Source organism: Stenotrophomonas maltophilia group sp. RY12688, assembly GCF_052149045.1.
GTDB lineage: Bacteria > Pseudomonadota > Gammaproteobacteria > Xanthomonadales > Xanthomonadaceae > Stenotrophomonas > Stenotrophomonas sepilia.
The window spans coordinates 3229340-3251852 of sequence record NZ_CP197389.1; the positions used below are offsets into that span (position 1 = coordinate 3229340).

The following is a 22513-nucleotide window of genomic DNA, read 5'->3' on the forward strand; positions in this document are numbered from 1 at the left end:
CGGATCAGCCCCGCTGATCAGCCCGGGATGACACGTTCCGATACATGCTTCCAGCGCCTCAAATTCCAAATTTTTCAACGAGATGCGCATTCATCTTCGCTTTGTTTGTGCACAAGGGAAAAGCGGCGCTAGAATCGCCATCAGCAGTCGCGCACGGGTCCAACCGATGAAAAAGAACAGCCTGCGTCGCCCGATCCGTTCGGCGGCCACCGGTTTGCTGGGCATGCTGATGCCCGTTGCCTTGTCCACCACCGCGCAGACACCGCCGGCATTGCCGCCGATGCCGACCAACATCGAATCCGCTGCGGGTCCCACTGTCGCCCACACCCAGCCGGCGGCCTACCGCACCGGCCTGGTGCCGCGCGTGCAGGCCCCGGCGCCCGGCTTCAACGTCGCCAACATCGAATCGATGGCGCAGCAGCTCACCTATGGCGAACGCGTGCCGGGCATGGCCGTGGCGATCGTGCAGGGCGGCCGCATCCTCAGCGCGCGCGGCTATGGCGTTACCGACGTCAACAACCCGCTGCCGGTCGATGCCCACACCGTGTTCCGCCTGGCCTCGCTGTCCAAGGCCTTCGCCGGCACCATGGCCGGCCTGCTGGTCAACGACGGCACGCTGCGCTGGGACAGCAAGGTCACCGACTATGTGCCGGGCTTCCGCCTGAACTCGCCGGAAGCCACTGATCGCCTGACCGTGGCCGACGTGCTCAGCCATCGCGTCGGCCTGCCCTACAACGCCTACGACCGCGACATCGAAGGCAACGCCGAGTACTACGCGCTGACCCAGAAACTGGCCAACACCAGCCTGAAGTGCCTGCCGGGCGACTGCTATGCCTACCAGAACGTAGCCTTCAGCCTGATCGGCGATGTCGTCTACGCGGCCTCCGGCAGCTTCTACGAGCAGTCGGTCGAGCGCCGCATCTTCAAGCCGCTGGGCATGAACGATGCCAGCCTCGGCCTGGCCGGCATCCAGGCCAGCTCGCGCTGGGCGCGTCCGCATGTGCGCGGCCGCAACGGCTGGGTCTCGCTGACGCCGAAGCCGACCTACTACCGGGTCGCCCCGGCGGCCGGCGTCAATGCCAGCGCCAGCGACATGGCGCAGTGGCTGCTCGCCCACACCGGCCACCGCCCCGACGTGCTGCCGGCACCGCTGCTGGCCACCCTGCATTCGAGCCTGATCAGCACCCCCGGCGAGATGCGTTCTGGCTGGCGCCGCGAGCGCCTGCACTCGGCCGGCTACGCCCTGGGCTGGCGCACCTTCGACTACGCCGGCCACGACGTGGTGTTCCATGCCGGTGCCGTGCAGGGCTATCGCGGCCTGGTCGCGCTGGTGCCGGAACGCGATCTGGGCATCGCCATCATGTGGAATGGCGAAAGCAGCCTGCCCAGCGGCCTGCTGCCGACCGTGCTCGACTCCGCGCTCGGCCTGCCGGCGCAGCGCTGGCTGGACGTGGACACCGACTTCGGCAGCGACAACCTGATGGCCGAGGGCGCCAGCCCGGCCCAGCAGGACAAGCGCAAGGGCAAGGGCGCCTCGGGCAATCGTGCGGTGGCGTCGCCGCGCTGATAAGGCGGGCTCGATCGGGTGTGCGAAGGGCGGCCTGCGGGCCGCCCTTTTTGTTGTTGTGTAGGGCCGAGCCGAGCCGTGCTCGGCTGAGCGGAATCCTGGCGCAAGGTGGCCGAGCATGGGCTCGGCTCTACAGCTCCGCAGCATTAGTGCGCGAAGTAGTGCATGCCGCCGTCCACCGGAATCACCGCGCCTGTGATGTAGCCGGCCAGCGGCGAGGACAGGAACGCCACCAGTGGCGCCACTTCCTCGGGTTCACCGAAGCGTCCGATCGGGATGTTGCTGGCGATGAACGCACGTCGGCATTCCTCGGTGGGATGCAGGCGTTCCAGGATCTGCGCGCTGTTGATGCGCCCCGGTGCAATCGCATTCACCGTAATGCCCTGCCCGGCCACCTCCGACGACAGCCCCTTGCTCCACAGATGCAGCGCCGCCTTCGCCGCAGTGGCCGCGTTCACCGCACGCGGTTCCATCGAACCACTGAAATTGATCACCCGTCCCCATGCCTGCGCCTGCATGCCAGGCAACAGCGCCTGGGTCATCCGCCGCGCGGCGGAAAAGTTCAGGGCGATCGCTTCCTCCCAGACATCATCATCGGCATCGACGGTGGTCGGCCGGGAGCCACCTGCGGCGTTGACCAGGATGTCGACGCGTTGCAATGCCTCCCGGGATGCCTGCGCGATGTACCGGACGTCACCGGCCACGGTGACATCGCCGGCCACGATGACCGGTGCCGCGCCGCCTTCGGCTTCGATCCGCGCCGCAAGCGCCTGCAGCGGTGCCCGCTGCCGTGACGTGATGGCAATGCGCACGCCCTGGGCCGCCAGCTGCCTGGCGACGGCGGCACCGATGCCGCTGGCCGCGCCCGTCACCAAAGCGGTGCGGCCTGCAAGATTCAAGTCCATGGTGTTCTCCTGTCCGCATGGCCGGCCAATCCAGCCCTTGCACGACATGCTGTTTGATCACCCCTGATTGATAAACTCCGCGCAGGTTTCAGCATTCAACACCCGGGGTGTCAGATGAACCTGCTGGAAAGCATGCAGGTCTACGTGCTGATCGTGGACAAGGGCAGCCTCAGTGCTGCAGCTGCGGCGATGGACATCTCCGCGACGATGGCCGGCAAGCATCTGCGTGCATTGGAATCACGGCTGGGCATGCAGCTGTTGAGCCGAACCACCCGGCGCCAGCACACGACGCCGTTCGGCCAGGACTACTACACGCGCTGCCGGGAGATCCTGCGCCTGGTGGACGAAACCGATGCGCAGGCGCAGCACCAGCACCTGGCACCGGCGGGCACGCTGCGCATCAGTGCACCGGTGATCTTCGGTACGCATGCACTGGTACCGGCACTGGCCGAGTACATGGCGCGCCATCCGGATGTCCGGGTCGAAGCGACGCTGACCGATCGCGTAGTCGACCTCGCCGAAGAGGGCTTCGAAGCGGCGCTGCGGATCGGCACGCTGGCCGACAGCAGCGTGCTGGTGGCGCGAGCCCTGGCCCCTTATCGCCTGATGATGTGCGCCTCGCCGGCGTATCTGGCCAGGCATGGCACGCCAGACAGCGTGCATGCACTTGCCGGCCATCAATGCCTGTCGTTCGAACCGAGTGCACTTGCACAGTGGCTGCAGGACGACGCTGGCGAGCTCGACCACGTGCCCGACGGCCGGCTGCAGATCAACAATGGCGAAGCGCTGCGTTCGGCGGCGCTGCATGGCCTGGGCATCATCCTGCAGTCGACGCTGCTGCTGGCAGCCGATGTCGAGGCTGGGCGACTGGTGCAGCTGCTCCCAGGGCACGGCCAGGCCGGTCGGCCGATGCATGTGGTCTATGCGCACGATCGTTACCATTCCACCCGCCTGCGCAGCTTCCTCGACTTCCTGGTGGAACGATTCCCGCCGGCAATCGCCCAACCAGGCGACCGAAGCCGCCCATAAAAAAACCCCCTCCCCGCTGGGCAGCCAGGGAAGGGGGTTTCAGGATGCGGCTATCGGGAAGTACTTAGATCAGCGGCGCCGGGGTTGCCGGCAGAGCGACCGGAGCGGCCTTCTTCTTGCGGGCGGCCGGCTTGCGCTTGGCAACCTTCTTCGCTGCCTTCTTCGGGGCAGCCTTCTTGGTGGCCTTCTTCGCGGTCTTCTTTACTGCCTTCTTGGCGGTCTTCTTGACGGCCTTCTTGGCAGTCGCCTTCTTTGCGACCTTCTTGGCCGGCTTGCGGGCCGTAGCCTTCTTGGCAGTCTTCTTGGTGGCCTTCTTGGCCGCCTTCTTCGCGGTCTTCTTGACGGCCTTCTTGGCAGTGGACTTCTTGGCGACCTTCTTCGCCGCCTTCTTCACTGCCTTCTTCGCAGTGGTCTTCTTGGCGACCTTCTTCGCCGCCTTCTTCACTGCCTTCTTGGCAGTCGCCTTCTTCGCGACCTTCTTCACTGCCTTCTTGGCAGCGGCCTTCTTCGCGACCTTCTTCACCGCTTTCTTGGCGGCGGGCTTCTTCTTCGCAGCTTTCTTGGTTGCCATGGGATGGCTCCTCGTCAGTGATAGGGAGTTGAAACGCCCAGTTGGATCAAACCCGCGGATGCTGCGTGCGGGGGCCGCCGGCGCGTCAAGCGCGCCGTTACGGATGCGGCGATGCCCGCCTCGATCGGCGGAGCGGACATCGGAACGGAAGGTGCCTTGCATTTCTCCGGGGGAAGCGGGGCCGTGTCCACCGTCATCAGGGTCGCGGTGGTCTTGAAGGGGCTGCTTCGCATCGGACGATTGATTCTGCGCACTCGGTTGGGCAGGCAAGGTCTGCTGAGGCGAAACCTAATCACGGTTTTTTTTACTGTCAACAACCCCCGCGAAAAATTTTCACATCCGCGCCTTTCCGAGTGCCGTCGGCGCCACTGCTCTACGCGGCCCGCCATGGCGGTTGAAGCGTCGCGCAAGCGTGCTGCATGCACCGGCATCGATGCATACGTTGAACAAAAAGCACTTGAAATAAGCACTCCGCGCATCTAGACACAGACTCGCAACGGCATCGCGCGTGCGACGTCGATGGTCACCGGCGCCGCCACCAACGCCAGCACAACAGCGCCGCAACAGGGGGCGAAAAGTTTTCACATCCGAGTGCGTCGGCGCGGGGCTGAAACGCGGATTTGCGCAAAACTGCGCACGCCCATCGGCACCGTTCGCCTGTCGGCTGATGCCACGCCGAGGGTGCGCAGCGAACCCCGCGTCATGAGTCCGGTGCAGTCGCCAAAACAAAAACGGCCACCCGAAGGTGGCCGTTCCAGAATCCGGAAACGACGACTCAGTGGTCTTCGTTCTCCAGGGCTTCGGCGTACGCGTCCGGGTCCAGCAGCTCGTTGACCTCATCGGCGTTGGTCAGTTCGACCACGAACATCCAGCCTTCGCCGTAGGCATCTTCGTTGATGGTTTCCGGCTTGTCGGACAGGGCCGAGTTGACCTCGACGACCTTGCCGCTGATCGGGCTGTAGACGTCCGAGGCGGCCTTCACCGACTCGACGACGGCGATCTGCTCGCCAGCCTTGGCGTCGGCGCCGACTTCCGGCAGTTCGACGTAGACCAGGTCACCCAGCAGGCCCTGGGCGTGGTCGGAAATACCGACGGTGACGCGGCCATTGCCTTCGACACGGGCCCACTCATGGGACTTGAGGAACTTGAGGTCGCCGGGGATCTCGCTCATGGGACTGCTCCAGAGATATGCAGGGGTGGAAAAAACGGGGCTAGTGTAACCAACCGGCCGCCACTGCTGTCAGTGACGACCGGCACGTACGGATCAGGCGTCGGTGAGCACGCCGGGCTGCGCCTGGCCTTCCCGAACGAACGGGAACTTGACCACCCGCACCGGCACCTGACGGCCGCGGATGTCGACGGTGACCTCGCCGAGTTCACCGGCCGGCACGCGGGCGAAGGCGATGCCCTTGGCCAGCGTCGGCGAGAAGGTGCCGGACAGGATCTCGCCCTGGCCGCTGGCCGTGGTGACCGTCTGGCCGTGGCGCAGCACGCCCTTCTCGTCCATCACCAGACCGATCATCTGGCGCGCGGTGCCGGCGCTCTTCTGCGCCTCCAGCACGTCGCGGCCGATGAAGTCGCGGCCTTCGTCCAGCGACACGGTCCAGGCCAGCGCCGCTTCGTACGGGCTGATCTCTTCGTCCATGTCCTGGCCGTACAGGTTCATGCCAGCTTCCAGGCGCAGGGTGTCGCGCGCGCCAAGGCCGGCCGGCTTCACGCCCGCCGCCAGCAGGCGGTTCCAGAAGGCGACCACGGCGTCCTGCGGAAGCAGGATCTCGAAACCATCTTCACCGGTGTAGCCGGTGCGCGCGACGAACAGCTCGACGCCGTCATCGGACTGCACCTGCAGGGCGGCGAAGCGGCCCAGCTTGGTCAACGCTGCGCGGTCGGCTTCGCGGGCCAGGCCGATCACGATGTCGCGCGCCTGCGGGCCCTGCACGGCGAGGATGGCCAGGTCCGGGCGCTGCTCGACGGCGACGCCGAACGGCGCAGCCTGCTCGCGCAGCCAGGCCAGGTCCTTCTCGCGGGTAGAGGCATTGACCACCATGCGGAAGAAGTCGTCGCCCAGGTAGTAGACGATCAGGTCGTCGATGACGCCGCCGCGCGGATTCAGCATGCACGAGTACAATGCCTTGCCGGTCACCTTCAGCTTGTCGACCGAGTTGGCCAGCAGGCGGCGCAGGAACGGCTTGACCTGGTCACCGCGCAGGTCGACCACCGTCATGTGGCTGACGTCGAACACGCCGGACTCACGGCGCACCAGATGGTGCTCGTCCAGCTGCGAGCCGTAGTGGATGGGCATGTCCCAACCCCCGAAATCGACCATCTTGGCGCCAAGGGCGCGGTGGGTATCGTTGAGCAGCGTCTTCTGGGTCATGACCGGGTCCGGCAGCAGAGGAAACAGGAAACCCCATTATCCCAGATCGGTCGCCCGCAGGCGTGCCGCAGCGCAGCGGTTCATGCAAGCGGAAGTGCAACCCGCCCCGCCCTTTCCTCTGCCGGCGAGGCAATGCCCGCAAGGCGCCGCAGCCGCCCGCTACAGGCGCACCCGCCCACGCAGGATGTCGAGGAACATCACCCAGTCACCCATGAACGAGTACAGCGGATGGCGGAACGTCGCCGGTCTGTTCTTCTCGAAGAAAAAATGGCCGACCCAGGCGAACCCGTAGCCGCAGAACAGGGCGCCAAGCAGGAACAGCGGCTGGCCGCGCAGCGAGGCAGTGGCGACCAGCAGCAGGACCCCGCAACTGCCGATGAAGTGCAGCCGCCGCGATACCGGGTGGCGGTGCTCGCTGAGATAGAACGGATAGAACTCGCGGAAGCTGGCGAAGCGGGACATGAGCAGGCTCCGGGGACCAGGGTCGCCCACATCATGCGCCTTCCGGAAGGCAGCGCTGCCCTTGTAGAGCCGAGCCATGCTCGGCTTGCGCGTGCCAGCGCGGCCGGAAGGAAGAGCAGCCGAGCATGGCTCGGCTCTACACTGATGAAGTGCGCGGCCCGAACATGATCACCGCCATGCCGGCCAGGCACAGCGCTGCGCCCAGCAGGTCCCAGCGGCTGGGACGAATGCCATCGACCAGCCACAGCCAGAACAGCGCGGTGCCGATGTAGACGCCACCGTAGGCGGCATAGACCCGTCCACTGGCCGTCGGGTGCAGGGTCAGCAGCCAGGCGAACACGGCCAGGCTGGCCGCCGCCGGCAGCAGCAGCCAGACGCTGCCTCCCTTGCGCAGCCACAACCATGGCAGGTAGCAGCCGACGATCTCGGCCAGCGCGGTCAGCAGGAACAGGCCGAGCGTTTTCACGCCTTCTCTGCTGCCTTGGCCTGATGCCACAGTGCTTCCTGCGCATCCAGGTCCAGTTCGGCCAACGCGTCACCCTGTGCGTCGGCCTGCGCTTCCATCGCGCGGAAGCGACGCTCGAACTTGTGGTTGGCACCACGCAGTGCAGCGCCCAGATCGATATCGGCATGACGCGCCAGGTTCGCGCAGACGAACAGCAGGTCGCCCAGTTCTTCCTGCAGGCGCGCCTTGTTGCCCGCGACATCGCCACGTTCGAACTCCTCGCGCAGCTCCTGCAGCTCCTCGGCGGCCTTGTCCAGCACCGGCAGCGGACCCGGCCAGTCGAAACCGACCTTGGCCGCGCGCGACTGCAGCTTCACCGCCCGCTGCCATTCCGGCAGGCCGCGCGAGACACCGGCCAGTGCGGAGGTGTCCTGCTCGCCCTTGGCGGCACGCTCGGCGCGCTTGATCGCCTCCCAGTTGCGCGTCACCCCGTCGGCATCGTCCACGCTGACATCGGCGAACACGTGCGGGTGGCGGCGCTGCATCTTGTCGCTGATCGCACGGGCGACCTCGGCGAAGGCAAACGCGCCCTGCTCCTCGGCCATGCGTGCGTGGAACACCACCTGCAGCAGCAGGTCGCCGAGCTCGTCGCAGAGATCGTCCAGGTCACCCCGGTCGATCGCATCGGCGACTTCGTAGGCTTCCTCGATGGTGTAGGGGGCGATGGTCGCGAAGTTCTGCTCCAGATCCCACGGGCAGCCGCCCTGCGGGTCACGCAGCCGCGCCATGATCGCCAGCAGGCGCTCCAGTTCGCTGCTTGCGGCGCTGCCGGTGGTGGGGGTGTCGTGCGCGCTCATGGGGCCTCCAGGATCAGTCGGACAACCAGTCGCGCCATGGCAGGCTGGTATCACCAAGGGCAATGAAATCGCCGTTCAACAGTGTCTCGCGGCGGTTGTAGCGGAACGGCTTGCCGGTCGCCGCCGACAGCACCGCGCCGCCGGCGGCATGCAGCACGCACTGGCCGGCGGCGGTATCCCATTCGGAGGTCGGGCCCAGCCGCGGATAGACATCCAGGCCGCCTTCGGCGATCCGGCAGAATTTCAGTGACGAGCCCTGTGCGATGGTCTCGATGCGGCCCATGCGCGCCAGCAGCGCCTCGGTTTCCGGCGAGCGGTGCGAGCGGCTGGCGGCAACGCGCAGCGGAGCCGTGGCCGGCGTGCGGGTGCGCAGCACGGTGTCATGCAGGCCCTGCCGCCGATAGGCCAGCTCGCCGCGCATGGCATGCCAGACGATGCCGGTGACCGGCGCCAGCACCACACCAAAGGCCGGCGCGCCCTGGTAGATCAAGGCGATGTTGACGCTGAATTCGCCGTTGCGCTTGACGAACTCGCGGGTACCGTCGAGCGGATCCACCAGCCAGTAAGCGCCCCAATGGCGGCGCTGCTCCCAGCCCACCTGCGCCGATTCCTCGGACAGGATCGGCAGGTCCGGTGTCAGCTGCCGCAGGCCCAGCTCAATGACCTGGTTGGCCGCCAGGTCGGCCGCGGTGACCGGGCTGTTGTCGTCCTTGATCTGGACCTCGAATCCATCGGCATACACCTGCATGATGGCTTGGCCGGCCTGCTGGGCGATGGCGATGGCGGTCTCGCGCAGGTCCGTGGTCAGTTTGATCATCGCGTTCCCTGCAGCCACTGGCGGGCAATGAACAGCGCCGCCAGCGAGCGTCCCTCGGAGAAGTCCTCGCGCAACATCAGCTGGTCCAGTTCGGCCAGCTTCCACGGCACCACTTCCAGTTCTTCCGGCTCGTCGCCGGCCAGCTTTTCCGGGTACAGGTCGCGCGCCACCACCAGCCACGACTGGTGGCTCATGTAGGTCGGGGCAAGGGTCATTGCGCGCAGCACGTCGACCCGGCGCGCACCGTAACCGGCTTCTTCCTTCAGCTCGCGGTCGGCGGCCTGCTCGGGGGTTTCGCCGGCGTCGATCCGGCCCTTGACCAGGCCCAGTTCGTAGCGGTGCATGCCGGCGGCGTATTCACGCACCAGCAGCACGGTCTCATCGTCGAGCATCGGCACCACCACCACCGCGCCGTGGCCACGGCTGACCAGGCGCTCGAACCGGCGACGTTCACCGTTGGAGAATTCCAGGTCCAGATGCTGGCGCTGGAAGGGGCCGTTCTCCTCATCGGTGATCCGATGGATGATCGGCAAGCGACGGCCGGCACGGTCATCGTTCATGCGGAATCTCCGCGGCGGCCGGCGCCAGCGCCGGGGCCGATAGAATGTGCAGGCAGCAACATGTTCATGAGCCCGAAATGCTAGCAGACCCAACCCCCTCCCCGCTGGCCCAGCACTGGCGGCAACGCGACCTGCAGGTGCTGTGGCACCCGTGCACGCAGATGCGTGAGCATCCGGACACCCTGCCACTGGTGCCGATCGCCCGCGGTGAAGGCGCATGGCTGATCGACCACGACGGCCACCGCTACCTGGACGCCGTCAGCAGCTGGTGGACCAACCTGTTCGGCCATGCCGAGCCGCGCATCGGCGGCGCCATCGCGGCGCAGGCCGGGCAGCTGGAACAGGTGATGCTGGCGGGCTTCGGCCACGAACCGGCGATCACCCTGGCCGAGCGCCTGCTGGCGCTGGCGCCACGCCAGCCCGGCCGCGCGCCGTTGGCCAAAGTGTTCTACGCCGACAACGGCTCGGCCGGCGTGGAAGTGGCGCTGAAGATGGCCTTCCAGTATTTCCAGAACCGCGGCGAGCCACGGCGCACGCGCTTCATCGCGCTGGAAAACGGCTACCACGGCGAGACCCTGGGTGCGCTGGCGCTGGGCGATATTCCGCTGTATCGCCGCGTCTATGCACCGCTGCTGGCCGAAGGCCTGTTCGCGCCATCGCCCGATGCCTACCTGGCCGAACCGGGCCAGAGCGCGGCAGATCGCGCACGGCAGGCTGCCGACGGCTTGGCCACGCTGTTCGACCAGCATCCGGGCGAGATCTGCGCGGTGATCCTGGAACCGCGCCTGCAGTGTGCCGGCGGCATGCGCATGCATGACCCGGTCTATCTGCAGCGCGTGCGCGAACTGTGCGATGCCCATGGCGCGTTCATGATCGCCGACGAGATCGCCACCGGATTCGGCCGCACCGGCACCCTGTTCGCCTGCGAGCAGGCAGGGGTGATGCCGGACCTGATGTGCCTTTCCAAGGGCCTGACCGGCGGCTTCCTGCCGCTGGCCGCCGTGCTGTCCACGCAGGCGCTGTACGACGCCTTCCTCGACGACTCGCGCGAGCGCGCCTTCCTGCATTCGCACAGCTACACCGGCAATCCGCTGGCCTGCGCGGCAGCACTGGCGACGCTGGACATCTTCCGCGACGACGATGTGATCGCCCGCAACCGGGGCATCGCGTCGGTGATGGGCACGCTGGCGGCGCCATTTTCCGACCATCCGCACGTGGCCGACGTGCGCCAGGCCGGCATGGTGGTGGCGTTCGAGCTGTCGCGCGACGGCAACAGGCGCACGCCTTTCGATCCGGGCCTGCGGCTGGGCCTGCACGCTTACAAGGCCGCCCTCAAGCGCGGCGTGGTGCTGCGCCCGCTGGGCGACGTGCTGTACTGGATGCCACCCTATTGCGTGGATGACGAACAACTGGAGCTGCTGGCACACACCACGCTGGCGGCCATCGACGAGGCGATTGCATGCGCGTGACCCGCTGCCCCATCGACCTGGCGCTGCACAGCGGCCAGACCGTGACCCTGCCGGAAGAGACGGCCAACCACCTGGTGCGGGTGATGCGCCTGCGCGAGGGCGATACGTGCGTGCTGTTCAACGGCGATGGCAACGACTACAGCGCGACACTGACCGTGGCCGGCAAGCGCGAGGTACAGGTCCGCATCGATGCTGTGCAGGCCATCGACAATGAATCACCGCTGGCGATCACCCTGCTGCAGGGCATCGCCCGTGGCGAGAAGATGGACCTGATCCTGCAGAAGGCCACCGAACTGGGCGTGGCGGCGATCATTCCGGTCAACGCCGAGCGCACCGAGGTGAAGCTCGATCCAGCACGGGCCGAGAAGCGCGTGGCGCACTGGAACAACGTGGTGACGTCGGCCTGCGGCCAGTCCGGGCGTGCGCGCATCCCGCAGGTGGGTTCGCCGCTGTCGCTGGCGCAGGCTGCGGCGGTACTGCCGGCCGATACGCTGCGGCTGACCCTGGACCCGCGGGGCGCACATCGCCTGTCGACGCTGACGGCCGCTCCGGCAGGGGGCCTCGTGCTTGCGATCGGCCCGGAAGGAGGCTGGTCCCCGCGCGACCGCGACCAGCTGGCAGCGGCCGGGTTCCAGGGACTGCAGCTGGGCCCGCGGATCCTGCGCACGGAAACGGCCGGACTGGCCGCGATCGCGGCGTTGCAGGCGCGGTTGGGCGACCTGGGATAAGACAGGTTCGTGGTAGTGCCGGCCGCTGGCCGGCATCCACGGGATCATGAGGTTGCCGGCCAGCGGCCGGCACTACCGGTCTGGTGGATCAGGCGGCGAGCGAATCCAGCGCCGCTTCCAACGCGTCCAGGTTCGGCAGCAGCGCACTCTGCTCACCCAGCAGCACGCGCATGTGCACGGTCTGCGGCAGGGTTTCTTCGGAGGCGTCGGCCAGCAGGCCGTCGCGCGGCACCGAGATCAGCTGCGGGAAGTTCTGCGTCAGCAGCGCGTAGTACGGGCGCTGCACGTTGCCGCTGAGGGACTTCAGCACCACCACCTTGTTGTGGCCGGCCACCGTCTCTTCGCCGAGCCCCGAAAGGCGTGCGAACGACACCAGCGGCACCTGCCAGCCGTGCCAGCCGATCTCGCCGACCAGCCAGCGCGGCGCATCGGAGACCGGCTGCACCGGCACGCGCGTCATCATTTCGGCCACGGTGGCATTGGGCAGCAGCACGCGCTCGTTGCCGGCCTGGATCAGGACGCCGCGGATTTCGTCATTGCTGGCGTAGCTCATGGTGCGTCTCCGTTGTCGTCCTGCTCACCCCAGCGCGCGGCAATCGCCTGCGCCAGTTCCTGCGGTTCACCGGCCACCATGCCGGCAGCCACCACGGCGGTGGCCGCCGCCGGGTCATAGCAGCCCTCGCCCACCTGCCCGGCCACCCACGCACCGGCGGCCGCCAGGTCCAGCGCCGGGCCTACGTGGGCCAGGTCGGCACCGCTGAGCAGCACCAGCGCGGTGTGTTCGGCCGGCAGCGAAGCGAGCGAAATACCGTTGGCATCGCTCTGGAAATGCAGGCCATCGCTGGCCGCGCGCACGCCGATATCATCGGCCAGCACGTGCACCTCGCCCGGCACCGCGTGCTGGCCGGCCTCGGCCAGCTGCACCGGCAACGGCGAAACGCGGGACATCTGCTTGACCAGGTTGCCGTAGCGGCCACCATCCAGACGCATGTGCACCAGGACCGGCACACTCAACGACGCGGGCAGTGCGCCGAGCAGGCGACGCAACGCATCCGGGCCACCGATGCCGGCCAGCACCAGCAGCGATGCGGCACGCGCACCGGCCGGGGCGACGGCATCCAGATCGACCAGGCTCAAATGATCGGTATCGAACGAGGGCTGCGGCGCGACGACCGGCGCCACGGCTTCTGCCGATACGGGTGCTTCGATCGATTCTTCCACCAGCGACCAGGCGGTGTGATCGAAGGAGACCGGCGGTGTCGCAGGCGTCGCCGGTTCGGCCAGTGCCTGCGGCGCCGAAGGCGGATCCAGAGGCTCGGGCACGACCGGCTGCAGCGCCGCCAGGGCCTGCTCCAGCGCGATCGGTTCGTGCAGGTCTGCCGGTGGCGAATACAGGCCGTCGGCCGGAACGTCATCGGCCCAGCTCAGCGCCTGTTCCAGGTGCGGGCGCAGGGCTTCTTCCTGCGGCGCCGGCGCGGGCGCCGGATGGCCAGGCTCCAGCTGCAGGCTGGGCTCTTCTTCGGCGCCCGGCGGCAACACCTGCTGGTGGCCGTGCAGCTTGGCGGCCAGGTGGCGCCCCCAGCGTTGCGCCTCCCAGCCGTCGCGGCGGGCGGCCAGCTCAGCCTCATCGAACACCAGGGTCAGCCCCGGTGCCGAGAGCACGGATTCCAACCGTTCCAGTGCGTCCTCGATGGCAGCTTCCAGCGCGATCACCACGAACTGCGGGGCCGCGGCCTGCAGGACCTGCGGCTCCAGGCCGTTCGGATCATCTTCCAGGACCAGCTGTACATCGGCATGCGCCAGCGCCTCGCGCAGGCGTTCACGCGCCGTACCGGGGCGGGCCAGCAGGGCGACGGCCGGGGCCGGATGGGTTTCACTCACGGACACGGGCGATCCCCAGCAGGTCGTACACGTTACGCATCAGGTCCAGTTCCTGGTACGGCTTGCCCAGATAACGCTGGACACCGATCTCGAAGGCACGCTGGCGGTGCTTGTCGCCGCTGCGCGAGGTGATCATCACGATCGGCACATCCCTGTAGCGCGGATCGGCACGCATCACAGTGGCCAGCTCGTAGCCGTCCATGCGCGGCATCTCGATGTCCAGCAACATCAGGTCCGGCACGCGCTCTTCCAACCGCTCCAGTGCTTCCACGCCATCGCGGGCGACACTGACTTCGAAGTTGTGGCGTTCGAGGATGCGACCGGTCACCTTGCGCATGGTCAGCGAGTCATCGACCACCATCACCAGCGGCACCTGGCGTTCGTCGCGCGGCGCATTGGCCAGCACCGGTGCCGTCGGATTGGCCAGGAAGCGGCGCACCAGCGGCGCGACGTCCAGGATCACCACCACGCGGCCATCGCCGGTGATGGTGGCACCGTAGATGCCCGGTACCGATGCGATCTGCAGGCCCACCGGCTTGACCACGATTTCGCGGTTGCCCAGCACCTGATCGATCGCCACGGCTGCACGCAGGTCGCCGGCGCGGACCAGCAACAGCGGCACCTGGTCCTGGCCATCGGCACGCGCCGGGGCCTGCCCGACCAGGCTGCCGAGGTCATACAACGGATAGTCTTCGCCGCTGTAGCGGTAGCTGCTGTCGGCGGCCTCGAAACGTTCGCGCGACAGGCGGCCGATACCGCTGACCGAGGCCACCGGCACGGCGAAGGTGGTCTCGCCGATCTGCACGAACACCGCCTGGGTGACGGCCAGCGTCTGCGGCAGGCGCAGGGTGAAGCGCACGCCCTGGCCGCGCACCGACTGGATATCGACCGAACCGCCCAGCTGGCGCACTTCGTTGCGCACCACGTCCATGCCCACGCCACGGCCGGCCAGCTGGCTGACCTGGTCAGCGGTGGTGAAACCAGAGGCGAAGATCAGGTTGTCCAGTTCCTGCTCGTTCGGCTGGGCATCGGCAGCCAGCAGGCCACGGTCGATGGCGCGGCGGCGGATCGCCTCGCGGTCCAGGCCGGCGCCGTCGTCGGCCACTTCCAGCACGATTTCCGAGCCTTCGCGGTGCAGGCGGATGGCGATCTCGCCCTCCTCCGGCTTGCCGGCGGCGCGGCGCTGTTCCGGCGCTTCCAGGCCATGCGCCACGGAGTTGCGCAGCATGTGTTCCAGCGGCGCGACCATGCGATCGAGAACATTGCGGTCCAGTTCCCCGTGGGTACCTTCCAGGGTCAGGTGGACCTGCTTGCCGGTATCCATGCCGGACTGGCGGACCACGCGGCGCAGGCGCGGCACCAGGCCATCGAACGGCACCATGCGCGCGCGCATCAGGCCGTCCTGCAGCTCGGAGCTGACGCGCGACTGTTGTTGCAGCAGCGAATCGTACTGGCGCGACAGATCGTCCAGTACCCCTTGCAGGCCGCCAAGGTCGGCCGCCGATTCGTTCAGCGCACGGCTGAGCTGCTGCAGCGTGGAGAAGCGGTCCAGCTCCAGCGGATCGAACTTCTGGTCTGCCTGGTCCTGCTCACGCTGGTAGCGGGCGACGATCTGCGCTTCGGTTTCCAGGTCGAGCCGGCGCAGCTGGTCGCGCAGTCGCGCATTGGTGCGCTCCAGCTCGCCCATCGCACCACGGAACGCGCCGAGCTGCTGCTCGAGGCGCGAGCGGTAGATCGCCACTTCACCGGCATGGTTGACCAGGCGGTCGAGCAGATCCGCGCGCACGCGCACCTGTTCCTGCTGCGGGCGTGCCAGCGGATCTTCATCGACCACGCCTTCGGCCGGCAGCGGTGCCGACAGTGGCGCATCAAGCAGTGCCGGTGCCGATGCCGGACTGGCAACCGGTGCCGAAGTGGCTTCTGCGACGCTCGCCACGTTGGCTGCGGCTGCGGCTGCAGCAGCCGCCGCAGCGATATCGGTGGTGGTACGCACTTCGAACGCGTCGACCAGGTCCTGCGCCGGTTCCACCACGCGGTGGTCGCCGGTGCGGGTGAGCAGCTGGTGCAGCCGATCAAATCCGCGCTCCAGCAACTGCACATCGCGGCGTTCGATCTCGGTGCGACCAGCGGCGACGGCTTCCAGCAACGATTCGATGCTGTGGCCAAGATCGCCGATGGCGTTGATGCCGGCCATGCGTGCGCCACCCTTCAGGGTATGCAGGTCACGCTGCAGGCCGGCCAGCACCTCGCGGTCCTGCGGCGCATCGCGCAGCTCGCTGATCAGGCCATCACAGTGGTCGAGCAGGTCCTTGCCTTCCTCGACGAAGATGTCGACCAGCTCGCGATCGTAGACGCTGAAGTCGAGCGTATCGGCGCTGTCTTCCGGCACCGGGATGTCAAGGACGTCGGGTGCCACGGTTTCAACCACGTCGGCGTCAGGCGCGCCAACGGCCGGGGCATCCGATACGGCATCGGCATCGGCAGCTTCGGCGTGGACTTCCACCTGGCCCGGTGCGTCTTCCAGTTCGAAGAACCGCACCGGTTCGGCGGTGGCCGGCGTCGCGGCCTCCGCGATCTCCTCATTCACCGTCGCCGGGGACGGCTGATCGGCGCTCTCTCCTTCACCGATCGCCGCCTCCCCGCCGACGTCCGCATCCTCGGCAAAGGCTTCCGCCTCGCCCGGCGCGAGTTCGCTGGCCTGCAGGCCGAGCACGGACCTTTGCCCGTCGTCGGCCAGGGGCTGCTCTTCGTCGATCACGTGCAGGCCGGCCTCGAGCGCGGCGTCCAGCGAGACCGGTTCTGCAAACCCCGGCGCAGCCATTTCATCCTGCAGGCTCGACAGCTCGCTGTCGAGTGGCAGTGCAGCAGGCGTCTCGAATGCCTCAGCGTCCGCGACGTGCACGTGATCGAACGAGGACGCATTCAGGTCAGATGCGACGGCTTCGACAGCATCCGGAATCTCTTCGGCATCGCGGTCGTCGACCGGCAGCGCACTGGCATCCAGGTACGGCGACAGATCGTCCACGACGGTCAAACCGGCATCGTCGGCCAACAGCGGCGCGCATTCGGCCTCCGCCTGGACACCGTCTACCTCAACGCCCGGAACGTCGTCGGCCACCTGGATCGATTCGACCACCGGTAGCGACGCCGCTCCCTCACCTGGTACCGACGGCCATCCGGCATCGAAGTAGCGCGAAAGATCGTCGCTGGCGGTCAGCTCACCGACCTCCAGCCCGCCCTCGCCCTCGATCGCGGCATCCTCGACCGGGGTTTCGGCGACATCGGCAACTGCCTGTGGTTCCTGCTCCGCCGCGACGGACGAAAGCGGGACCGCATCGGTTTCAGGCGCGACGGCTGCCGGGGCGTCCGCATCCCATTCCGCCGTCGGTTCGTCATCCAGCGCCAGCTCAGCTTCGTCGTCCTCCAGGCCCACCATCGGCCAGCGCGCTTCCGGCAACTCGCTGGCCAGCGCCTGCAGGCGCTGTGCCAGTACCTGTTGCGGTGCGATACGCGGCTGTTCGGCCTGCAGCGCTTCCATGGTGGCGGTGATCGCCTGCGCGGTCGCATCCAGCGCGGCCACGCCCTCATCACCCGGCACCACTTCGGCGGCCAGTGCACGCTTGATGTAGGACTCGGCACCGCCGGTTACAGCCGTGATCTCGGGCACTTCGGTCATCGCGAAGGCGCCGTTCATGGTGTGCACTGCACGCAGGAGTGCGTCGCTGACCGGCTGCGGTGCCTGCTGCGCCGAACGCAGCCAGTCCTGCAGGGTGGCCTGATGGACTTCCACCTCGGCCTCGAGAATCTCGCGCAGCACGCTGTCGATGTTGGCCGGCGTGCCGGTGGCTTCGGCCTTCTCGGCGGTATCGGCCAGCGCCGAAGCGGCAACCTCGGCGTCGAGAATGCGGATGATCTCGTCTTCGCCCTCGACTTCGGCCACCGGTGCAACCGATGCAGTGGCCCCAGCCAGGGGTACGTAGTAGGTCTCCTCGCCTGCACCGACACGATCGGCGATGGCCTGCATGGCCTGCAGGTCGACGCTGATGCGGTGGCCATGGCGCAGCGCCGCGTTCAGCTGCGGCAGCGCCGCATGCGCGTTGTCGACCATCGCCAGCACGGCGGGAGATGCGGCGCGGCTGCCATCCAGCACGCGGTTGAGCATGCCTTCGATCTTCCACGCGAACTCACCCAGGGTGCGTGCGCCGACCAGGCGGCCACTGCCCTTGAGGGTATGGAAGATGCGGCGGATCGGGCGCAGCCGGTCCATGTTGTCCGGCTGCATGCGCCATGCCGGCAGCAGCGTGCCGAGATTGGCCAGCTCATCGTCGAACTCTTCCAGGAACACCTCGCGGATGTCCTCGTCGATGTTCTCGGCATCGTCGTCGAACCCGGCGTCGAAGCCCGCATTGGTGTCGGCGTCGGTCCCGGCAACGGCCGAATCCACCGCCTCCGGCGCTGCCGCAGCGGCCATCGCCTGTGGATTGAAGCCGGCAGCGGCCGCACTCAACTCGGCGAAGAACTGGGCGTCGGCCTCGCTGAAATCGATCGGCGCGATGGTGTCGATATCGATCACCGACACGGCCGGAGCGGACGTATCCGCCGCAGGAGCCGCCGCATCGATCAACGGCGACGTGATCGACGGTACCGGCAGGTCATCCGGGGCCTCATCCACCCCGGCCAGCGGCGGAACGACGGCATCGACGATCTCCAGCGACGGATGCAACGCGGCGTCATCGTCCAGCGACAGCGTTTCCATCGCATGCAGCGACAGCACGTCGTCAGCGTTGTCCAGCGCGTCGGCATCGAAGCGGAACACCACGTCGTCGGCCACGGCAGCCGCATCCTGTTCGGCCGCCACCGGGTCGAACACCGGTGCAGCATCGAAAGCGGTCGCGGAGGAATCCACCGCGTCCTTCCTCTCATCGATCACAGGCGCTGCGCTTTCCTCAAGCATCTGCGGCGCCCCGGACAGCGACCACTGCGGCGCACCGGAGTGATCACCCTCGGCCAGCTCGAAGCTGACCGGATCGAAACTGGCGAAGGTCGGGCTGCGCTCGTCATCGGCAGGCACGATGGCGTCGGCCTCCGGATGGAACGGCGCCAGCTCCCACTGCGGGACATCCGGCGCAGGTGCGCTGGACGCCGCGAAGACCAGCGATGCGTCCGCATCGTCGTGCGTCGGCAACGGCGGAGCACCGGTATCAGCCGTGCTGGCGGCCACGGCTGCCACGGTGCCCAGCGCGCCGAACATCAGGCGGTTGTCGGACACCATCGGCGCCGGCGAGGCCGGCGGCGGATCGAAGGTGAAGTCCGGCAGTGGCACCGGCACGTCGCCGGCAGCGGGCGCCGCAGGCTGCACCGGAACCTCGATGCGCTCCGGCTGCAGGGGCTCGGCCTGCAACGCAACCGGCTCACGTTCGACCGGCAGCAGTGCCGGCGCGTCCGGCGCAACGGCATTGTGCTCCGGCAGCGGCCAGTAGCGCAGTGCCTCGAGGCTGCTGCGGGTGATTTCGAGGATGTCCTCTCGGCCCGGGCGGCGGTCGCGCAGGGCTTCCAGGTAGTACTCCAGGCTGGCCATGGCATCGGCCAGGGTGTCCAGTTGGCGGCCGCTGGGCACGCGCTGGCGGCCGATCAGTTCGGCCTCGATGTACTGCTGCACGCCGCGCAGGTAATCGGCGGCGGTACCCAGGTCGAGCATGCGCAGCGCGCCGGACACATCGCCCAGCAGGCGTGGCACATCCTGCAGCTCGGCATGGTTCCAGCTGGTTTCGATGAAGGCGACGAAATGCTCGCGGGCAGCGGCGAAGTTGGCGATGGCTTCATGCGCCAGCACCTCCACCGTTCGCCGGTTCTCGACCGCGCTCGGGTCGTCCTCGCCACTGCCGCCGGCGCCCAGATGGGCAACCTGGTCGTCCAGCGAGGCATCGACGTACAGCAGTGCACCGGCAATATCCAGCAGCAGGTTCTCGTCGATCTGCTGGCGACCTTCGACCACGCCGCGCAGCGCATCGCGCTGCTGCACGACCACGCCGCGGGCCACGCCCAGGCCCATCATGCCCAGCGTATCGGCCACGGCGCCGAGCTCGTTGGCCTGGGTCTGCAGCTGTTCCGGCGCACCACCTGTGCGCAGGTGCAGGTCAAGCGCATCCTTGATGCGCAGCAGTTCTTCCTTCACCGCGCTGCCGACCGTGTCGAGCAGCTCGCGATTACGCCCGCTCAGGCTGCCACGGGCATGGTCCAGCTCGGCCTCGGTGGCGGTGACGCTGTCCGGCGCAAAGGCCAGCAGCACACTGTCAGTGACGCCTTCTTCGCCGCGCGACGCACGGATCTCGTTGAGCAGCGGCATCAGCACGATCGGAATGTCGCGATGGCCGTTCTGCAGGCGTTCCAGATAGTCGGGCAGCAGCACGCTGCCACGCATCAGGGTTGCGCAGGCTTCATCACGGTCGGCCACGCGGCCGGCGCCGATGGCGTTGGCCAGCTGCTCCAGCTCTTCGGCCACCATCGCCGGGGCATACAGCTCGACCATGCGCAGGGTGCCCTGCACCTGGTGCAGGTAGCCGGCGCAGATGCGCATGCGGCTGGCATCGGTCGGGTCTTCGGCGTAGTACTCGACCTCGTTGCGCACCTGGCGCAGGGTCTCGTCCAGCTCGGGCTTGACCCAGCCCAGCGCTGCGTGGCTCATCGCATCGCGCAGACTGCTCATGGACGCGCTCCGTTCGCCGCCGCGCGGTGGCCGCGCGAGTTCTGGCGTGGGGAATGGAAATGCTTCATCGACTGGTTCCTTGCTCGCCGCCCTGCCCGTGTCACGCCGGCAGCTTGAAGTCGGCGACCGAACGGCGCAGGTCCGCCGCCAGCTGCGCGAGGTGGCCGATCGACTCGGCGGTCTGTCCGGCACCCTGCGAGGTCTGCCCGGTGATCTGCCGGATCACGCCCATGGTGCGTGTGATGTCCGAGGCGGCAGCCGACTGCTGCTGGGCGGCGATGGAGATGTTCTTGATGAGGGTGTTCAGCGCGTTTGACACGCGTTCGATCTCGGTCAGCGCGGTACCGGCGTCCTCGGCCAGGCGCGCACCAGACACCACTTCGGCCGTGGTCTGCTCCATCGAGGTGACCGCTTCATTGGTGTCGGCCTGAATGGCCTGGACCAGGTTTTCGATGCGTCGGGTCGCACCCGAGGTGCGTTCTGCCAGGCGCTGCACTTCGTCGGCCACGACCGCGAAACCGCGGCCCGCTTCACCGGCCGACGCGGCCTGCACCGCCGCGTTCAACGCCAGGATGTTGGTCTGCTCGGAAATGTCGTTGATCAGTTCCACGATCGAGCCGATTTCCTGCGACGACTCGCCCAGGCGCTTGATGCGCTTGGAGGTTTCCTGGATCTGGTCACGGATCTGGTCCATGCCCTGGATGGTCTCGCGCACCACGCCGGCACCCTCGGCGGCGATCACCACCGAACGCTGTGCCACGTCGGCCGACTCGGCCGAGTTGCGCGACACCTGCTCGATGCTCGCCGCGATCTCCCCGATGCGGTCCGAAGCCGAGGTGATCTGGTTGGCCTGGTGCCCCGCGGCCTCTGCCAGCTGCATGGCGGTGGCCTGGGTTTCCTGGGTGGACATCGCGACCTTGGCCGAGGTGTCGTTGATGGTGGTCACCAGGTGGCGCAGCTCGTCCACCGCGTAGTTGATCGCGTCGGCGATCGCGCCGGTCATGTCCTCGGTCACCGAGGCCTTCACCGTCAGGTCGCCCTCGCCGAGCGAGGAGATTTCGTCCAGCAGCCGCATGATCGCCTGCTGGTTGCGGCTGTTGAATTCCACCTGGGTCTGGTAGCGCAGTTCCTGCTCGCGCGAGCGGCTGCGCACGTTGGTGGAGACGAAGCCGATGATCGCGATCAGCGACAGCGCACCGGACACCACGCCGATCCAGAAGTTCGGGAACAGGCGGGTGTCGGATACCGAGCCGAACGAGGAGAACGCGTCGAACAACTTGCGGCTGTCATCCAGCATGTGGGCCGAACCCTGGCCCAGCGCGGTGGCAGCGGATTGCGCCGCAAACAGCTGGCGCGAGCTGGCCAGGATCGCGTCGGCGTCCTGCTTCATCGCTTCCCACTTCTGCTGCGACTGTTCCAGCGCGGCCACGGCGGCGGCACCGCGCACGGCGGTGATGCCCAGTTCCTCGTTGCCGTTGCGCAGGCCGTCGAGCACCTGCGAGAACACGGTGATGTCACGTGCCAGCGCATCGCCGGAGGTCGCCGCGGCGCTGCCACCGGCACGCATTTCGGTCACGCGGCGGGCCATCGAACCGGCCACCACGACCTGCTGCAGCGCGCTGTACACCTGCGACGAGGGCGCGCCGGAAGCGGACATCGCACGCACCAGCTCGTTCAGCTGGGCCTGCAGGCCCGGCACTGCGCCGGTGAAGTTGTTCGCGTTGCCGGCCAGCGCCAGCACGGCCGGTTCGCTGGCCACCAGCTGCCCGGCCTGCTTGCCCAGCGGCGCCCAGGTCTCGCCGAGGGTGGCGATGGCACCGGCTACGCCCGGCTCCTTGCCGTAGCGTCCCTGCAGGGTCGACACGTTCTGCTCGATCGCGTTGCGGGTGGCCTTGAAGGCGGTGAAGGCCTGGGCGTTGCCGCCGACCGCGTCACGTCCCTGGTTGGCCAGCTGCTGCGACAGCACCTGCAGGTCGGCGGCCTTGGAGCCGGCGTCGGCAAGGCGGCTGCCCTGCCAGGTGGCGACGCCGGTGTTGACGCCGAACAGGATCATCGATGCCAGCAGCAGGAACAGCCAGAGGTTGCTGCCGCCCAGCCGCAGCTTGCCGGTCTTGGTGGCGTCCGAAGCAGTACTCATCG

General features: G+C 67.7%; 18 protein-coding genes. 5 read left to right on the forward strand and 13 right to left on the reverse strand.

Features of this window, described 5'->3' with window-relative positions:
- Positions 1-166: 166 nt before the first annotated feature.
- Complete coding sequence (locus ACS0OT_RS15135; RefSeq protein WP_065185425.1) at positions 167-1567, forward strand: serine hydrolase domain-containing protein; 1401 nt, start codon at positions 167-169, stop codon at positions 1565-1567.
- Between the two features lie 146 nt (positions 1568-1713).
- Here ACS0OT_RS15135 and ACS0OT_RS15140 read toward each other — a convergent pair whose 3' ends face one another.
- A complete protein-coding gene (locus ACS0OT_RS15140) occupies positions 1714-2472 on the reverse strand; it encodes an SDR family NAD(P)-dependent oxidoreductase (protein ID WP_139727519.1) in 759 nt (252 codons plus the stop codon).
- 114 nt (positions 2473-2586) lie between these two features.
- Between ACS0OT_RS15140 and ACS0OT_RS15145 the strand changes: the two genes are divergently transcribed.
- A complete protein-coding gene (locus tag ACS0OT_RS15145) occupies positions 2587-3501 on the forward strand; it encodes a LysR family transcriptional regulator (protein WP_005418424.1) in 915 nt (304 codons plus the stop codon).
- A gap of 64 nt (positions 3502-3565) precedes the next feature.
- Here ACS0OT_RS15145 and ACS0OT_RS15150 read toward each other — a convergent pair whose 3' ends face one another.
- Positions 3566-4072: a hypothetical protein gene (locus ACS0OT_RS15150; RefSeq protein WP_032954412.1), complete on the reverse strand. Its 507-nt coding sequence runs from the start codon at positions 4070-4072 to the stop codon at positions 3566-3568.
- Positions 4073-4183: 111 nt separating this feature from the next.
- Here ACS0OT_RS15150 and ACS0OT_RS15155 point away from each other — a divergent pair, with 111 nt between their 5' ends.
- A complete protein-coding gene (locus ACS0OT_RS15155) occupies positions 4184-4555 on the forward strand; it encodes a hypothetical protein (RefSeq protein WP_139727521.1) in 372 nt (123 codons plus the stop codon).
- 292 nt (positions 4556-4847) lie between these two features.
- On the opposite strand, the gene gcvH is transcribed toward ACS0OT_RS15155, so the two are convergent.
- The 7 genes from gcvH to nudE form a co-directional block, all read right to left on the reverse strand.
- Positions 4848-5243, reverse strand: a complete 396-nt coding sequence (gcvH, locus tag ACS0OT_RS15160; protein ID WP_005418426.1) for a glycine cleavage system protein GcvH — start codon at positions 5241-5243, stop codon at positions 4848-4850.
- 93 nt (positions 5244-5336) lie between these two features.
- Positions 5337-6449, reverse strand: a complete 1113-nt coding sequence (gcvT, locus tag ACS0OT_RS15165) for a glycine cleavage system aminomethyltransferase GcvT (RefSeq protein WP_005418427.1) — start codon at positions 6447-6449, stop codon at positions 5337-5339.
- Between the two features lie 159 nt (positions 6450-6608).
- Positions 6609-6911: a DUF962 domain-containing protein gene (locus ACS0OT_RS15170; RefSeq protein ID WP_065178192.1), complete on the reverse strand. Its 303-nt coding sequence runs from the start codon at positions 6909-6911 to the stop codon at positions 6609-6611.
- Positions 6912-7047: 136 nt separating this feature from the next.
- Complete coding sequence (locus tag ACS0OT_RS15175) at positions 7048-7377, reverse strand: YnfA family protein (protein WP_053499515.1); 330 nt, start codon at positions 7375-7377, stop codon at positions 7048-7050.
- On the reverse strand, positions 7374-8213 hold the full coding sequence (gene mazG / locus ACS0OT_RS15180) for a nucleoside triphosphate pyrophosphohydrolase (RefSeq protein ID WP_442255878.1): 840 nt from the start codon (positions 8211-8213) through the stop codon (positions 7374-7376). The genes ACS0OT_RS15175 and mazG overlap by 4 nt, the downstream gene beginning before the upstream one ends.
- A 13-nt stretch (positions 8214-8226) precedes the next feature.
- On the reverse strand, positions 8227-9030 hold the full coding sequence (gene cysQ, locus ACS0OT_RS15185; RefSeq protein ID WP_053499520.1) for a 3'(2'),5'-bisphosphate nucleotidase CysQ: 804 nt from the start codon (positions 9028-9030) through the stop codon (positions 8227-8229).
- A complete protein-coding gene (nudE, locus tag ACS0OT_RS15190) occupies positions 9027-9590 on the reverse strand; it encodes an ADP compounds hydrolase NudE (RefSeq protein ID WP_005418435.1) in 564 nt (187 codons plus the stop codon). Before nudE ends, cysQ begins: the two co-directional genes overlap by 4 nt.
- A gap of 77 nt (positions 9591-9667) precedes the next feature.
- Between nudE and bioA the strand changes: the two genes are divergently transcribed.
- The gene (gene bioA, locus ACS0OT_RS15195) at positions 9668-11059 is read left to right on the forward strand and encodes an adenosylmethionine--8-amino-7-oxononanoate transaminase (RefSeq protein ID WP_065185422.1); all 1392 of its coding nucleotides are present in this window, start codon (positions 9668-9670) and stop codon (positions 11057-11059) included.
- Complete coding sequence (locus ACS0OT_RS15200) at positions 11050-11787, forward strand: 16S rRNA (uracil(1498)-N(3))-methyltransferase (RefSeq protein WP_065178188.1); 738 nt, start codon at positions 11050-11052, stop codon at positions 11785-11787. Before bioA ends, ACS0OT_RS15200 begins: the two co-directional genes overlap by 10 nt.
- A gap of 88 nt (positions 11788-11875) precedes the next feature.
- Here ACS0OT_RS15200 and ACS0OT_RS15205 read toward each other — a convergent pair whose 3' ends face one another.
- The 4 genes from ACS0OT_RS15205 to ACS0OT_RS15220 all read right to left on the reverse strand — a co-directional run bounded on the left by ACS0OT_RS15205 (position 11876) and on the right by ACS0OT_RS15220 (position 22511).
- Positions 11876-12340, reverse strand: a complete 465-nt coding sequence (locus ACS0OT_RS15205) for a chemotaxis protein CheW (protein ID WP_442255879.1) — start codon at positions 12338-12340, stop codon at positions 11876-11878.
- The gene (locus ACS0OT_RS15210; RefSeq protein ID WP_095379270.1) at positions 12337-13674 is read right to left on the reverse strand and encodes a chemotaxis protein CheB; all 1338 of its coding nucleotides are present in this window, start codon (positions 13672-13674) and stop codon (positions 12337-12339) included. Before ACS0OT_RS15210 ends, ACS0OT_RS15205 begins: the two co-directional genes overlap by 4 nt.
- Entirely contained in the window at positions 13661-20374 is a 6714-nt protein-coding gene (locus ACS0OT_RS15215; RefSeq protein WP_262090292.1) for an Hpt domain-containing protein, read from the reverse strand. Before ACS0OT_RS15215 ends, ACS0OT_RS15210 begins: the two co-directional genes overlap by 14 nt.
- Before the next feature lie 100 nt (positions 20375-20474).
- Positions 20475-22511: a methyl-accepting chemotaxis protein gene (locus ACS0OT_RS15220; protein ID WP_049415562.1), complete on the reverse strand. Its 2037-nt coding sequence runs from the start codon at positions 22509-22511 to the stop codon at positions 20475-20477.
- Between the last annotated feature and the right edge of the window lie 2 nt (positions 22512-22513).

Bases quoted from the DNA above. Each gene is read 5' to 3' on its own strand.
- ACS0OT_RS15135 (WP_065185425.1), top strand. From the start codon at position 167: ATGAAAAAGAACAGCCTGCGTCGCCCGATCCGTTCGGCGGCCACCGGT.
- ACS0OT_RS15140 (WP_139727519.1), bottom strand. From the start codon at position 2,472: ATGGACTTGAATCTTGCAGGCCGCACCGCTTTGGTGACGGGCGCGGCC.
- ACS0OT_RS15145 (WP_005418424.1), top strand. From the start codon at position 2,587: ATGAACCTGCTGGAAAGCATGCAGGTCTACGTGCTGATCGTGGACAAG.
- ACS0OT_RS15150 (WP_032954412.1), bottom strand. From the start codon at position 4,072: ATGGCAACCAAGAAAGCTGCGAAGAAGAAGCCCGCCGCCAAGAAAGCG.
- ACS0OT_RS15155 (WP_139727521.1), top strand. From the start codon at position 4,184: ATGCCCGCCTCGATCGGCGGAGCGGACATCGGAACGGAAGGTGCCTTG.
- gcvH (WP_005418426.1), bottom strand. From the start codon at position 5,243: ATGAGCGAGATCCCCGGCGACCTCAAGTTCCTCAAGTCCCATGAGTGG.
- gcvT (WP_005418427.1), bottom strand. From the start codon at position 6,449: ATGACCCAGAAGACGCTGCTCAACGATACCCACCGCGCCCTTGGCGCC.
- ACS0OT_RS15170 (WP_065178192.1), bottom strand. From the start codon at position 6,911: ATGTCCCGCTTCGCCAGCTTCCGCGAGTTCTATCCGTTCTATCTCAGC.
- mazG (WP_442255878.1), bottom strand. From the start codon at position 8,213: ATGAGCGCGCACGACACCCCCACCACCGGCAGCGCCGCAAGCAGCGAA.
- cysQ (WP_053499520.1), bottom strand. From the start codon at position 9,030: ATGATCAAACTGACCACGGACCTGCGCGAGACCGCCATCGCCATCGCC.
- nudE (WP_005418435.1), bottom strand. From the start codon at position 9,590: ATGAACGATGACCGTGCCGGCCGTCGCTTGCCGATCATCCATCGGATC.
- bioA (WP_065185422.1), top strand. From the start codon at position 9,668: ATGCTAGCAGACCCAACCCCCTCCCCGCTGGCCCAGCACTGGCGGCAA.
- ACS0OT_RS15200 (WP_065178188.1), top strand. From the start codon at position 11,050: ATGCGCGTGACCCGCTGCCCCATCGACCTGGCGCTGCACAGCGGCCAG.
- ACS0OT_RS15205 (WP_442255879.1), bottom strand. From the start codon at position 12,340: ATGAGCTACGCCAGCAATGACGAAATCCGCGGCGTCCTGATCCAGGCC.
- ACS0OT_RS15215 (WP_262090292.1), bottom strand. From the start codon at position 20,374: ATGAGCAGTCTGCGCGATGCGATGAGCCACGCAGCGCTGGGCTGGGTC.
- ACS0OT_RS15220 (WP_049415562.1), bottom strand. From the start codon at position 22,511: ATGAGTACTGCTTCGGACGCCACCAAGACCGGCAAGCTGCGGCTGGGC.